We start from the raw sequence: 14,553 nt of genomic DNA on the forward strand, positions 1-14,553 counted from the left end.
AATATAAAGATATAGGTAACACAATAGGATAAGGGTGGAGAATTGTGTCCCCACCCCAACTATTTACAAAGAGCCATAATAAAGCAGTTGAAAAAAGTTGAGGGAGATGTTTGCTCATGAATAATTGTAATTGCGATTTTACGCCGATGGAGAAATTATTGAGAGACGATATTCAACAAGTCATTGCGGTACTACAGAATAGTTTGAAAGAAATGGACAATGGAGATGAATTTTGTCTTCTCGGAAATTTTGAAAGTGTAAAAGATAAATTTAGTGAGATTGAAGTGAAAGCAGGTACCTTCTATTTAAACTGCTATTTAGCACCATTTACAGAAAAATATACTGAAATATCTATATGTGCACAAAATTTATCGAAAAAAAGACAAGGTGGATTAATCGTTATCCAACGGGAAGACTCACTCTCATCACTTATACAACCGGGCATTTCAATAAACGCGGAACTAACACATTCCTTGTTGGAATCAATCTTTTATCCAGGAAACCCTTTACATGATGGTGCTGTATTAGTGAAACAAAATATAATAAAATCAGCAGCAAATGTACTTCCACTTACAAACCTATTTGTAGGTGATCAAAAACTAGGAACACGACATCGTGCAGCTATTGGTTTATCGGAAAAAAGTGATGCAATGGTCATCGTTATTTCTGAAGAAACTGGTAAGGTTTCTTTTGCATTGAAAGGTGAACTTTATCCGATTTCAATCTGATGGAGAAGCAGGTCTTTATTGATTTGCATCTCCAAGCAGAATGTACATCACTCAGGCCAAGATTCGCATCACTCAGAAAAAAATTTCAACTCAACTAAAATAAGCATGAGCTAAGGAAACTATGTATACTCAATCATCTTACTAGACAAAACCCTTAGAATATGCGATAATAATACATATGCTGATTAGCTAGTTTAGAAGGTATTGGCATTCTACTATTTGTTTTTAATCATACTTATTCACACTGGCGTGACTTTGGGGTCACAAGGACGTAAAAGAAGGTAGGGTTTACGTTGCTTAAGTTAGAAAGCTTTCCAGTGGAATTTTACCGCGGCAAGAAAGAAATTTTCTCGTAATATTCCCCGGATGATAGGGTTGAAATTAGATTTGATAAATTAGCTAACAATAATCCAAGGGGTAAGTTCTTTATAGAACTTACCCCTTGTCCAATTTTCTAATGATTTCCTCTAAGTATAGAAAAGAAAATAGAAGGCATTCTATATTTGGAGGTGAGCATTATGGCTAAGAAAAACAAAAAGAAAAATAAAGTAAACCGTGAAGAATATGGTGCTGGTTACGACCTGAGTCCAGATGATTTAGATGTAATTGGGCAGAATGATCAAGCTAAAGCAAAAAATGATAACGAAAATAAAGGCAAGCCAACTAATAAAGAAAACCCGTCAAAACTCAATCAGTAAAACTACTAAGTCTTTAAGGGTATTTATTCATAAGAATTAAAAAGGGCTATCTCTAGTGGATTGTCCTTTTTATCTGGCATGTACTGTTGATCAACCTATGTGTAGCTTTAGTAGCACTGTCACTTGGGATTTTACTTTCTAGTTTTGCATCCTCTGAATTTCAAATGGTCCAATTTATACCATTAGTAATTGTGCCGCAAATCTTTTTTACAGGATTATTTCCAATGGATGGAATGGCTGATTGGTTGATCAATATTGGACGAATCATGCCATTGTATTATGCTTCGGATGCAATAACAGAAGTTATGTATAAAGGGTATGGTCTACAAGATACTTGGATTGATTTGTCTGTGTTAATAGCTTTTGCATTTATATTTATTCTGTTAAACATTTGGTCATTGAAAAAATATCGAACACTTTAAGAAAATTAGTTAAATTTATTGACTTTCAAGATAATCTGATGCATCCTTATATGTAAATATAAAGCGAATTGAAGACTAGTATGTATGTCACTTTTGTAATAGAGAGCAGTGTTCACCGGCTGAAAGACATTGTAACAAAACCATACAGAACCTACTTCATAGCTCCTAGCAAAACTAGGCGCAGTCTCAAGCGTTATGAGGAATGAGTGGAATATCGATTTAGATATTCAACTAAGGTGGTACCACGAAGAGTTCCCTTTTCGTCCTTATTTTAAGGATGGAAAGGGTTTTTTTATTAGGAGGATTATACGATGGAAAAGAAACGAATCGTCGTAAAAATAGGAAGTAGCTCTCTGACAAATGCAAAAGGAGAGATTGATCAAGTAAAATTTCATGATCATATAAAAGCCATTGCAAAATTGAAAAAAGCAGGACACGAAGTCATCCTTGTTTCTTCAGGGGCAGTTGCTTGCGGATTTCGAAAACTAGGTTATTCTTCAAGACCCGTTACACTTAAAGGTAAGCAAGCTGCAGCAGCTGTTGGACAAAGTCTGCTTGTCCAATCTTATACTGAACAATTGAGTGATTATAACATTGTCACTGCTCAAATTTTATTGACAAGAACAGACTTTTCGAAAAAAGATCGTTACAAAAACGCATATGCAACACTTTCAGAATTGCTTGAACGTTCTGTATTACCGATTATCAACGAAAATGACACAGTCTCTATTAAAGAATTAACATTTGGTGACAATGACATGTTATCAGCTTTAGTAAGTGGGTTAGTACATGCAGATCAATTAATCATCTTAACGGATATTAACGGACTTTATAATGCCAACCCTAAAAAAAATCCAGATGCAATTCGTATTAATCGATTAACCGAAATTACAGATGAACAGTTAGGCTTTGCGACTGCTGAGGGTTCAAAAGTTGGTACAGGTGGCATGCAATCGAAAATATTAGCGGCCAAAACAGCATATGATTTAGGCGTTAAAGTTTTTATAGGTAAAGGTACAGGGGAAGATAAACTATTGGCCATTTTAAATGGCGATGGAGATGGCACATATATCGAAAAAGAAGAATTGCCTATTCTCAATAGTCAAAAACAATGGATTTCTAAATTTTCTGCAGTTGCTGGAAGAATTACGATTGATCAAGGCGCTGAAATAGCATTATTACAACATGGAAAAAGTCTGTTACCAGCAGGTGTTATTGATATGGATGGCGAATTTTCTACAGGGGATGTTGTTGAAGTCTATGGAATCAGTGGGTTACTCGGAAGAGGCGAAGTCCTATATTCCTCAGAACAACTAGAACATTCGATGGGGAAAAAGACTAGTGAAATAGATGGACCATCAATCGAAGTCATACATCGAGATCGATGGGTACGAAGTTAAGGAGGAATCTACATGTCAGAAGTCTTTGAAAAAGGTCAGTTAGCAAAACAAGCAAGTTTTGAAATGAACCAAAAGTCAACAGAAGAAAAAAACCAAGCGCTACAGTTAATCGCAAAACAACTACAAAAAGATCAACAATTTATCATAAAAGAGAACGAAAAAGACATAGTATTCGGAAGGGGAAAAGGTCTTTCAAATTCTGTTTTAGATCGTATTTTATTGACAGAAGATCGTATCAAAGGAATGATTGACGGTATCCAATTAGTCGTTGGATTAGCTGATCCTGTTGGTGAGGTGTTGGAAGAAATTGAAAAAGAAAATGGTTTACATATAGAAAAAAGACGCGTTCCCCTTGGTGTCATCGGCATGATTTATGAAGCTCGACCTAACGTAACTATTGATGCAGCAACTTTAGCATTAAAAACAGGAAATGCGGTTATTTTACGTGGAAGCTCATCTGCCATCCATTCTAATCGTGCATTGATAGCTTCTATCCATAAAGCGTTAAGTGAATCTACTTTACCTATCAATGCAGTTCAATTAATCGAAAATACGAGTCATGAAGCGGCAGAGGAACTTTTCCATTTAAAACAATATATCGATGTACTAATCCCTCGAGGAGGAAAGAATTTAATCGATCTAGTAGTTTCAAGAGCTACCGTACCTGTCCTTGAAACAGGAGCAGGGAACTGTCACATCTTTATCGATGAAACAGCAGACCTTCAAATGGTTAAAGACATTGTCATCAATGCAAAAACACAAAGACCTTCCGTTTGTAACGCAGCTGAAAGCCTATTAATCCATAAAAACTGGTTTGCCCAAAATGGAGAAGAGCTAATAGATACTTTACTAAATGCCGAAATTACCATTTACGGTGATGAAACCATTCAACAAGTAAATCGTTCTATTAAACAAGCAACAGAAAGTGATTGGGGAACAGAATATCTAGCATTAGCACTTAGTGCGAAAATAGTACAGAATGTTGACGAAGCTATTAATCATATCAATAAATACGGAACGAAACATTCAGAAGCCATCATTACGGAGAATAACGACAATGCTGGTAAGTTCCAAACGGCAGTAGATGCAGCAGCTGTCTATCATAATGCATCCACTCGTTTTACAGATGGTTTTGAATTTGGTTATGGGGCTGAAATAGGTATTAGTACTCAAAAGCTCCATGCTAGAGGCCCAATGGGATTGCCAGCACTAACTTCTAGTAAGTATTTTATCTCAGGTAATGGGCAAATTCGCAATTAATTTAAGTATTTAGTCTGTTTATTAATACTATTTAAAAATAGTATGATAGTATAATGAATAGAACATCAATCTAAAGAGAAAGTAGTGAATAATAATGGCAACTGCATCACATTCGGTAGAAGTGAAAGTACCACAAAAAGAAGTATGGGATTTCGTAAGTAACATGGAAAAATGGGCGACTTTAGTACCTGGTTATCGCGAACATCAAATTATCAATGATCAACAATCTACATGGACATTTTCAGGAAATGTTGGTGTACTTAAAAAAGAAGTTAAAGTACAAATTGATATTACAGGCTGGGAAGAACCAAACAAAATCAGCTTTAATTTAACAGGTCTAACTGACAAATTTTCAGGAAATGGCTATTTTGAAGATAAAGCAATCGATGAAAATAAAACGGAAATGACAGGTCATTTAGAAGTGAAAGCAGGAGGACTTGCTGGCCCAGTTCTAAATCCTATTTTTTCTGCCGTTCTTCCAAAAGCAACAAGCATTCTTACAAATCGTGTTGCCAACAAAATTCAACTAGTTCACGCTTAAGCGAGATTATATAAGAGGATAGGACAAAATAATTTAGACCTTACTAGATAAGAACAATTGTATTTAATAAAATTGATTTTATTTAGAGTCTCTCTTTGAAAGAATAAGATTTTGCATTGACGATTATCATATAGAATAGTATGTGTGAAGTGGAGGATGGCGATCCTCGAAAATGTTTTCACATTTTCTTCGTGCGGTGTAATTTCGAGGAAGCCAATTCAATGTCCTGCGACGAAGCTAGCGAAGCGATGCAGGAGCACACGGTTTTTGACGAGGAGATTGAAGCCAAGCCCGCGGAAAGCGCCGTCCGGAACGGAACACAAAACTAAATATTACAACGGTATATTAATTAAAAGTTAAACCCCTTAAAAAGAAAATCCGAACAAATGTGAAACTGTAAATAGAATTTCACATTTTGATTCGGATTTTTTATTATCTAAAATTTTTTGTTCTATATTCTTTTGTTGTTAAAAAAATGGACTTGTCCTTCTATAATGTATATAGTTTTTAATAGAAAAGATTTCAGTGATAGGAGTTCCTTATGAAACGCTATTTATATACACATCCAAATACGATCAACGATACGCAAGCATTCACAGTTCGTAATGAGCAAGAACAAGCACTTTTTACTTGTCAAAGAGATTATGGTAATCGTGTGAAACAAGCATTAGATCGTCTTTTAGAAAATAAATACTTCTTGACTTATAAAGCATACGACAAGGATCAACAGCCTCTTTTTACATGTAAAAAGATTTCTAGGAAGGGCAAGATCCACTTCGAAGCTATAGATGAAAAAACGAAAGAAAAATATACAATTGGATATGATGGGTGGCAACGTTTAATACCTGATTTAGTGATTACTAACAATGACTTTGTGATGAAAATACATAAAGAAATGGAAGATTGGTCCACTTTTGAAGAAGATGACAGAGTGATTGCAAAATGGAAAGCATCTTTAGTAGATGACGTTTTTCAAATGGAACTTCAAATTAGTGAAGAAGCGAGAATCCAAAATCCAGCCTTTTATACTGTTATTTCTCAATGCGTTTTATACATTGGTGGATAAAATATTTCGAATAATCCATTTTAAAGAATAGAGAATCGTGAAAAAGACAACACTATATTTGTTAGATATTCTAGTGATAATTATGCTAAAATAATTCGATTTGCATCCTTTAAATGAATTATAACAATAGAGAATCAGAAATATTAGGTGTGCAAATGATATGCTCAGTGAATCGGTGAAACTAGTATTTACAGGCTTTCGGTGATTGAAGAATTACTTCAGAATCTTTAAGTCTAGTAAATCATTTTCCACATAAATACTATTAAATAATTTATTTTTTTGATATGATATTTATTGAAAATTTATAGTTTATTTTAATGTGATCACTGACGGAATCGAACAAATATTCGAATGACTATGTTTGAAAACTAATCTATTCAGATGTTTGTGTATTTTTTCACAAGAAACAATGGATTCTCTCAAAAGAAAGGTGTATTATTCATTTGTAGACTATAAAAGTGTTTTTAACCCACTGATTATAGGATAGAAGTAAAAGTTTTATCGTCGAAGGGGCAATAGTTTTGTCGAAAAACACTATAAAAAAGTGCAATATCGAATAAATTTAGTCTAACAAGATTAAAATTTCAAACTATTGTATTTCTGATGACGGTTAAAGATCGCTTCTTGTGATTATGTGTATTTGAAAAGAAGTAAGTAAAAAGTTATTGCAAAGGAGAATTGGATATGTCAGAAGTGACTAATCAATTACAAGCTGAAAAACCAGCTGTAAGCCAAGAAAAACTTGATGTATTGGATCAATTATTAAAACCTGAGGTACAAGAATCTATTACAGCTCTAGTTAACGAACTACCTAAGTTAACTGAAATGATGACAACTTTAACTAAAATTTATGATTTAGCACAATCATTATCAACTGATGAAGTGTTAAAAAATGATATCGTCGGTGCTGTAGGAGAAATTGCAACTCCAGTTGTAAATTCAGCTAAAAACTTAGCTGCTACTGCAATTGAAGCAAAAGATCGCGCTGAAGAAAGTACTGAAACAATTGGTCTGTTTGGTATGCTTCGATTACTAAAAGAACCACAAGTACAACAATTATTCCGTTTTGCGAATGCTTTTCTTCAAGTGAACGAAGAACATAAAAATTTAAAATAGTCATTACATCATTACTGATTATGGAGGCTTAACTATGTCAAAAAAAATCATCATTTTAGGCGCTGGTTACGGTGGTGTATTAACTGCTTTAACTTTCCGCAAGTATGCAACAAAAGAAGATGCAGAAGTTACTGTTGTCAACCAATTCCCAACTCACCAAATTATTACTGAGTTACACCGTTTAGCTGGTGGAACTATTAAAGAACAAGCTGTAGCATTCCCTCTAGAAAAAATCTTCAAAGGGAAAGAAATTGATCTTAAAATTGCAAAAGTTACAGAAATCTCACCAGATAACAAATTTGTTAAATTAGATGATGGATCATCTCTATCTTATGATGTCCTTGTAGTAGCTCTAGGAAGCCAAACTGGATACTTTGGTATCCCAGGACTAGAAGAAAACAGTATGGTACTTAAATCTGTTAACGATGCTAATCATATCAATGCACATATTGAGTCAAAAATTAAAGCATATGCTGAAACAAAAGACCCTGCAGACGGTACAATTGTAATCGGCGGTGGCGGTTTAACAGGTATTGAACTTGTTGGTGAAATCATCGACAACATGCCAAAAGTTGCAGCAAAATACGGTGTAGATTTCAACGAATTTAATGTTAAATTAGTAGAAGCTGGTCCAAAAATTCTACCAGTTTTACCAGATACACTTATCGAACGTGCAACTGAATCACTTGCAAAACGTGGTGTAGAATTCTTAACAGGTCTACCTGTAACAGCTGTAGATGGTAACAAAATCTCTCTTAAAGACGGCCAAGTAATCGAAGCAAATACATTTGTTTGGACTGGTGGCGTAGCTGCACTTCCTGTAGTTGCTGAATCTGGTTTAGAAGTAAACCGTGGTAAAGCTACAATCAACGAATACTTACAATCTACATCTCACGCTGACGTATTTGTAGTTGGGGATTCTTCAGTATTAATTCCTGAAGAAGGTGCTCGTCCATTATATGCACCAACAGCTCAAGTTGCATGGCAAATGGGTGAAACTGCAGGTTATAACCTATTCGCTCAACTTAAAGGTCAACCTATGAAAGTATTTAGTGCAGTAAACTCTGGTACTCTAGCTTCACTAGGACGTAAAGACGGTGTCGCAACAGTAGGTGCAAATAACACTGAACTTAAAGGTTTACCAGCATCATTGATGAAAGAAGCAAGTAACATCCGTTACTTATCACACATCAAAGCATTATACGGTTTAGCATACTAAGCCGCAACATATCAAAAACCGATTTCCATTAGGAAATCGGTTTTTTTTTAGAGTTAATCCATCATTCTCTAACTAATTTGTCGTTGAATATCCTTCAAAATCGTATCTAAAGATATAATAACACCCCTATCATCCTTGAACATGATATGTTCAGGCTTGAAGTGAACGGGGGAATCCAAGCCAGCAGCAGCTCCTAATCGGAATAGGCCTTTTCGAAGTGTTATTAAGTAATTGACAACTCTATATTTCTTTTCATCAATGACAAGGGCTTTTTGTAAGTCAGGATCAGTAGTAGTAACACCAACTGGACATGCATTAGAATTACATTTCATCGCTTGAATACATCCGATAGTAATCATGAAGCCTCTTGCTACATTGACGAGATCTGCACCCATTGCAATGGCAATAGCGATTCGGTCTGGTGTAAATAATTTACCGGAAGCAATAATCTTTACGCGATCTCTAACGCCATATTTCGTTAAAGTGGTATGGAGAATAGGCAAAGCAGACTTAATCGGTAATCCAACACTATCGATTAGTTCTTGATAGGAAGCACCTGTACCACCTTCACCACCATCAACTGTTATAAAATCAGGACCTTTTCCAGATTCCTTCATGTACTTCGCTAATTCTTTAATGCTGTCATTTCCACCTACAACAAGCTTCATACCAACTGGTTTGCCAGTAACTTTTCGAATCTTTTCGATAAATAATACCATGCTTTTAACATCATGAAATTGATGGAAACGATTTGGACTGTCTACGGATTTATAAGGCTCTACTTTTCTTATTTCCGCAATTTCAGGTGATACTTTTTCACCGTCAATATGTCCACCGCGGGTTTTCGCACCTTGAGCGAGTTTTATTTCAAATGCTTTGACTTGTGGGATCTCGCTTTTCCTTTTTAGCTCTTCCCAATCGACATCACCATTCTTGTCACGAATGCCGAATAAGCCAGGACCAATTTGCATAACGATATCCACCCCACCTTTTAAATGATAGGGAGATAATCCACCTTCACCAGTATTCATCCAAGTCCCTTTTGCTAAAGCTAGTCCTTCTGATAATGTAGTCACAGCCCGATCCCCGAGAGAACCGTAACTCATTGCGGACATACCGACAAGGCTTTTGACGACAAATGGATGTTCAGTATTTGGTCCAATTGTAATAGCATCATCATCATGCAACAAATAAGCAGATGTTTCTTCTACTGACCATTTCTCATCTCTTTGAGTAAATAGGGGGTCTTTTAAGAGTAAATATCTTTTCGTTTTAACGCTAACATCTGGATCGTATTTCAGTTCTTCTGATAACTTCGGAAACATAGCATTACGAACATAGAATCCTTCTTCTTCATAATCACGTTTCGAACCAAAAGCGACTACTTCTCGCATATATTTTGCACCTTTTACGATATGCTCATAGTCTACTCTAGAAAAAGGTTTTCCTTCTAAATCTCCATTAAACCAATACTGCCGCATTTCTGGACCAATCTTTTCAAAAAAATAACGAATCCGACCTAGCATTGGATAATTTCTTAAAATCGCATGTCTTTTTTGATTGCGATCAAATATAAGTGTGTACAAAATAAGAAATATAATTGCTAATATAACAATTACAATACATGCAAATCCAATTATAATTAGACGATCTGCAATATTCATGCTATGAAAATCCTCCTTTTATCTTGCATTAACTGGCAGTGGCAGTAAGAGCACCCAGCGTTGCGAATCACTGCCTGTAAAGGTCTCACTAGTGAAACAAAAACATCAGTAGGGAAAAATACTTCAATGACAAAGCTTACAAACCCTCAGATGGAAGCTCTACTATAGTGATCATCTTCTGTAGTGATATCTCTAATGTTGTCGAATATTAGATTGTTTATACAGTAGGAAGAATTTGATTCATGCTCTATATTTAAAGAAGTTATGTATGTCAAAATAGGCACACCATATTTAGAAATAAAAGTAACTATAACTATAACTAATGTACGATAAGTGCTCCTATGCTAAACTTATAGCAAAGGAGTGTTATGGATTGAATGCTATCAAGTTATTGAGTGGGATTTTAGGTGCCACTTTATTAATGTGTTTTGATTTCTTTAAAGTGTGGGAAATTTGGGGGTTCCTGCCGAATTGGCTTTGGATTGTAGTAGGCATTGGACTGTTAATGTTTAGTGTTTTCTCACCAGCTAGTAATGGTAAAATGGTGCATTTTTATATAGAAGTAGTCGTCATGACATACTTAGTCGCCTTAATCTTAGTTTTACCACTATTTGGTGGTGTATCTTCAGTAGGCTTTAATGCAAATGAGCCTTTTTTATGGATTGCTGTTTTATTGACGATATGGCAACTTAATTCTTATCGAAAACGAATAGTAAAACAACAAAAGGATGGGCAAAAGGCATGAGCCATCAAGTGATGATTGTAGATTATTCATTTCATGGAACAATTACTTGTTTTATCAAAATACAAGGTTTTGATGCAGAAAATAATATTCCTTTTGAAGGGGTAATACGCATGGTCGATGGGGTGCCTTATGGAGATTTAATCCGAGAAGGGACAAGTAATCTTTCTAAAGAAAGTATTCGCTATGTAAAGTTATATCTTGAAAAGAAATATATTGAGGGTTATTTTTCTTGAGAAAGTTAAAAAATGGAATTTCAAGTAGATGAAAGATAATTTTTATAAAATATCAAAAAATTAAAACAGTGACTACCTAGTATATATCAATTATACTAGGTAGTTTCGTCTATTAATGGAAAATAATCGATAATAACAAGTTATTTAGTAATATAATCTCATTACATTTTCTGGTATAATAATGCTATTATAGAAGTGTGTCATTAGATTCCCAAAATATTTTTCTAATATTATAACTCGAAGGAATTTTTTGATTTTTTAATCTATATTGGGGAGAGGGTATTCAATTATGTCTGTGCAAAAGAAAATTAGTATGGGTTTTATCATATTATTTGTGTACATAATGATTCTAGAATGTGTCAACTATAATCGAATGAGTAGTGTTTTAGAATCATTTAACGGGGTTATAAATGAAAATGTACAAAGTATTAAAGATGTTAGTGAGATTAAAGCGAATCTCTCAAGTGAAGGTTTGTATTTAAGAGGATTTATCATCGAGAATAGTGCATCGAATTCTCAAAAACTAGTTGGTTATCAAGATAAAATTACAAAACTCATTGATCAACTTCAAAAAAGTGAAAATTCAAAAACCCTAAAAGATTATACAAAATCAATGAGTGCAACAATGGCAAGTTATAATGAAACAGTAGATAAAATAATAGAATATAAAAATTCGGGAAATGATGAAGATGCAATACTAGAATTGAATAATGCTGAATCAGCTTATCAAAGCTTAATGATTAACATTAATGCAATTGAAAAATTCCAACAAAAAGAATTGGATGCTGCCAAAGCAGATGCTAGTCATGATGTATTAGTTGCAAATGTTATTTCGTTTATCATTTCTATTTTCGGAATGTTAACGGCACTTCTATTTATTAAACGTGTTAAAAGAATTGTTGTAAAACCATTATTGAAAGTTGTAGAAAGTGCGAAACAAATTGCATCCGGAGATTTAACGCATCCAGATATTCATATTAAGTCAAAAGATGAGTTGGGCACATTAGCAACATCATTTAATGAAATGAAAAAGAACTTACAAACGATTATTAATCGCATAGGGGAAAGTTCACAACAATTATCAGCTTCAATCGAAGAATTGTCAGCTTCTACTGAAGAAATCTCAAACGCTGCAGATGAAGTATCAAATAGTGTTGAACTAACTTCTAAAGGAGCAACGGATTCTGCAGAGATTGCTCAAGATGCAGCGAAAGCTATGCATGAAACTTCTGCTGGTGTTCAATTGATAGCTGAAAGTTCACAATCTATTTTCCAAGAAGCAAAGCAAGCTTCTGAACTTGCTGAAAATGGCGGTAAAATTTTAAATGTTGCTAAAGAACAAATTCAAGTTATTTCGGATACAACAAATCAAACAAATGAATTAATCACACGGTTAAAAAATCAAGCTAGTGAAATTCAAAAAATGACAAAAGCAATCACAGATATTTCGGAACAAACGAATCTTTTGGCATTAAATGCAGCCATTGAAGCCGCAAGAGCAGGAGAGCACGGTAAAGGATTTGCTGTCGTTGCGGATGAAGTACGAAAATTAGCTGAAGGATCAAAAAATTCAGCAGAACAAATTGTCAAACTGATTAGTACTATTCAAGAAGATACAGAAATTGTTGCAAAATCGGTATCAAGTAACTTAACGAATGTTCGAGAAGGCGTTTATATTATCACAAATGCAACAGATGCGTTTGGTCATATCTATGATTCAGTGGATAAAATGACAAATCGTTTAGAAGAAGTGACTTCAACTTCTGTACAACTGTCAGCAGCATCAGAAGAAGTTACAGCATCTGTTGAGGATATATCTAACCAATCTGTTCAATCAGCTGAATCTACAAATGCTATATCTGGATCAATCGAAGAACAAAATGCGACTCTACAAGAAATGTCTAGTGTTGTTCAAGAAATAAGTAAGAAAGCAGTCGATTTACAAGAACTTACGCAACAATTCAAAGTATAAATAAAGACTGCTTTAAATTGAAATAACGAAAAAAACCGAAACGTTGGTATAACAGCGTTTCGGTTTTTTTTTAGTTTTCATAGGGGGAGTTACTAAAATACTTTTATGTCTAATAAGATATCCTTATTTTGATACCACTACTATTGGAATTTTTCTTTGTAGACTGGTAGGTCGCTTATTTGAGTATAGGCATCTTCAGTTGTGTAATACAAAGTTAGTAACTGATTAAAATCGTATTCAGAGACATATTTTAGCTCTTCAGTTAGTTCACTTTCTCCTTCTTTTGCTTTATATCCATCGGCTAGTAAAGTTATCGTTTTATCTATCATTTTTTTCGTTTCTTTATCGACTGTTACGCCATTATCTATAAGATGTTCAATCAAGTTCTTATAGAAAGTTTGGAATCCTTGTTGTTCTATATCATTATTTATTAATGTTGCAATTTTTAATAAATCTAAATAAGAATCATCAAGAGTCGTTTGATGTGTCATTAAAAATGCTAAGTTATTCGGAACATAATTTTCATCTTCATCTTGAGGTTCAGTTAGAAAAACCATATCTCCTATCCCTTTCATATCTAAAAGTGCATCTAAATCTTCAGGGAAACGCTCAATTGACTCTAAATAAGCTACATTCATCGTAATAGCATTGTATTCCTCAACATTGATATCATCTGCATATGGACTCTTTTTAACTGCTTTTATGTTTTCCTCAAGTGTTTTGCCTTTCATTAGTAACAATTGACTCGCTTTATGTGCTGTCTTTTCGTTTAAAACATCCTCACTTCCACTTAGCGTTAAACCATAGATATTGGTCTTATTGACTTTAACGTTGTCAAACTTCTCTCCGTAATATTCTTTAAAGAATGGTACAGTACCAGATTTTAATTGAAGTAGCTTTTTCACGGATGCATAGATGTCTTTAGCAGATAAATCTTGAGTACCTTCCGTTTTTTCTAATATCTTTGCAAAAGCTTTAATTTCTGCGTCAGTAGGTTCCGTACCCCAATTCAAAGCGATCGACTCTTTCAAGATGAATGTAATAGGATCAGAAGCATATTTAAAGTTTACTAGTTTAAATGCTTCTCTCATATCTTCAACGGAGTCAAAAGACTCTTTATTGAAAATGTTGATTTTGCTTTCTGTTTTTGATACCTCTGCTGTTTTATTTGTTTTTGTTTCTTCTTGAGTACAACCTGACAAGAGTATCGCCCCTGATGCTACAGGTATTAAGATAAGAGCTAAACCTTTACGCAAATTTTTACTATTCATTTGTGAAACCTCCTAAGTTCTTTTCCTGTAGATTTACCTATTATGTATCTAACAAACCTATATATAAATTATATACTTAAATTTAATAATCTCTACTTTTTCTGTAATTATTACCCATTCATTTTTGATGATAGGTTGTTGAGGTATGAGTTGAGCTATGTTGAGAATGAGAACTTTAAAACACTATAATTTGCAACAAAAATAAGAACCGTATAGAC

The 14,553-nt window shown here is 34.2% G+C and carries 13 protein-coding genes, 1 pseudogene and 1 other annotated feature; of the genes and pseudogenes, 12 read left to right on the plus strand and 2 right to left on the minus strand.

The window, feature by feature from the left end:
* Positions 1-116: 116 nt before the first annotated feature.
* The 9 genes and pseudogenes from cdaS (at position 117) to Q0977_RS02835 (ending at position 8,450) form a co-directional block, all read left to right on the plus strand.
* Complete coding sequence (gene cdaS, locus Q0977_RS02795; RefSeq protein ID WP_124218072.1) at positions 117-728, plus strand: sporulation-specific diadenylate cyclase CdaS; 612 nt, start codon at positions 117-119, stop codon at positions 726-728.
* Positions 729-1,246: 518 nt separating this feature from the next.
* Positions 1,247-1,426, plus strand: a complete 180-nt coding sequence (locus tag Q0977_RS02800) for a hypothetical protein (RefSeq protein ID WP_119414969.1) — start codon at positions 1,247-1,249, stop codon at positions 1,424-1,426.
* A 71-nt stretch (positions 1,427-1,497) separates the two neighbouring features.
* Positions 1,498-1,848, plus strand: a pseudogene (locus Q0977_RS02805) (ABC transporter permease); the annotation flags it as partial.
* Positions 1,849-1,905: 57 nt separating this feature from the next.
* Positions 1,906-2,119: a binding site (T-box leader), on the plus strand.
* Between the two features lie 40 nt (positions 2,120-2,159).
* Positions 2,160-3,248: a glutamate 5-kinase gene (proB, locus tag Q0977_RS02810; protein WP_124218073.1), complete on the plus strand. Its 1,089-nt coding sequence runs from the start codon at positions 2,160-2,162 to the stop codon at positions 3,246-3,248.
* A gap of 12 nt (positions 3,249-3,260) precedes the next feature.
* Positions 3,261-4,508, plus strand: coding sequence for a glutamate-5-semialdehyde dehydrogenase (locus tag Q0977_RS02815; RefSeq protein ID WP_299510409.1), 1,248 nt, complete (start codon positions 3,261-3,263; stop codon positions 4,506-4,508).
* Positions 4,509-4,602: 94 nt separating this feature from the next.
* Positions 4,603-5,049: a CoxG family protein gene (locus Q0977_RS02820; RefSeq protein ID WP_119414965.1), complete on the plus strand. Its 447-nt coding sequence runs from the start codon at positions 4,603-4,605 to the stop codon at positions 5,047-5,049.
* 541 nt (positions 5,050-5,590) lie between these two features.
* Entirely contained in the window at positions 5,591-6,115 is a 525-nt protein-coding gene (locus Q0977_RS02825; protein ID WP_119414964.1) for a hypothetical protein, read from the plus strand.
* A 684-nt stretch (positions 6,116-6,799) separates the two neighbouring features.
* Entirely contained in the window at positions 6,800-7,231 is a 432-nt protein-coding gene (locus Q0977_RS02830; protein ID WP_119414963.1) for a DUF1641 domain-containing protein, read from the plus strand.
* A gap of 34 nt (positions 7,232-7,265) precedes the next feature.
* Complete coding sequence (locus Q0977_RS02835) at positions 7,266-8,450, plus strand: NAD(P)/FAD-dependent oxidoreductase (protein ID WP_299510416.1); 1,185 nt, start codon at positions 7,266-7,268, stop codon at positions 8,448-8,450.
* Between the two features lie 68 nt (positions 8,451-8,518).
* Here the strand turns inward: Q0977_RS02835 and Q0977_RS02840 are convergent, their stop codons facing one another.
* Complete coding sequence (locus tag Q0977_RS02840) at positions 8,519-10,114, minus strand: FMN-binding glutamate synthase family protein (RefSeq protein WP_299510418.1); 1,596 nt, start codon at positions 10,112-10,114, stop codon at positions 8,519-8,521.
* A 373-nt stretch (positions 10,115-10,487) separates the two neighbouring features.
* Between Q0977_RS02840 and Q0977_RS02845 the strand changes: the two genes are divergently transcribed.
* The 3 genes from Q0977_RS02845 to Q0977_RS02855 all read left to right on the plus strand — a co-directional run bounded on the left by Q0977_RS02845 (position 10,488) and on the right by Q0977_RS02855 (position 13,064).
* On the plus strand, positions 10,488-10,859 hold the full coding sequence (locus tag Q0977_RS02845) for a hypothetical protein (RefSeq protein WP_124218759.1): 372 nt from the start codon (positions 10,488-10,490) through the stop codon (positions 10,857-10,859).
* Positions 10,856-11,092 (plus strand): hypothetical protein, encoded by a 237-nt coding sequence (locus Q0977_RS02850; protein ID WP_299510421.1) that lies wholly within the window; start codon positions 10,856-10,858, stop codon positions 11,090-11,092. Before Q0977_RS02845 ends, Q0977_RS02850 begins: the two co-directional genes overlap by 4 nt.
* A 289-nt stretch (positions 11,093-11,381) precedes the next feature.
* Positions 11,382-13,064, plus strand: a complete 1,683-nt coding sequence (locus Q0977_RS02855) for a methyl-accepting chemotaxis protein (protein ID WP_299510423.1) — start codon at positions 11,382-11,384, stop codon at positions 13,062-13,064.
* Between the two features lie 140 nt (positions 13,065-13,204).
* Here Q0977_RS02855 and Q0977_RS02860 read toward each other — a convergent pair whose 3' ends face one another.
* Positions 13,205-14,335, minus strand: coding sequence for a hypothetical protein (locus Q0977_RS02860; protein ID WP_299510425.1), 1,131 nt, complete (start codon positions 14,333-14,335; stop codon positions 13,205-13,207).
* Positions 14,336-14,553: the final 218 nt, after the last annotated feature.

Origin of the sequence: uncultured Rummeliibacillus sp., assembly GCF_934216135.1 — a bacterium.
In the GTDB taxonomy this organism is placed as follows: Bacteria; Bacillota; Bacilli; order Bacillales_A; family Planococcaceae; genus Rummeliibacillus.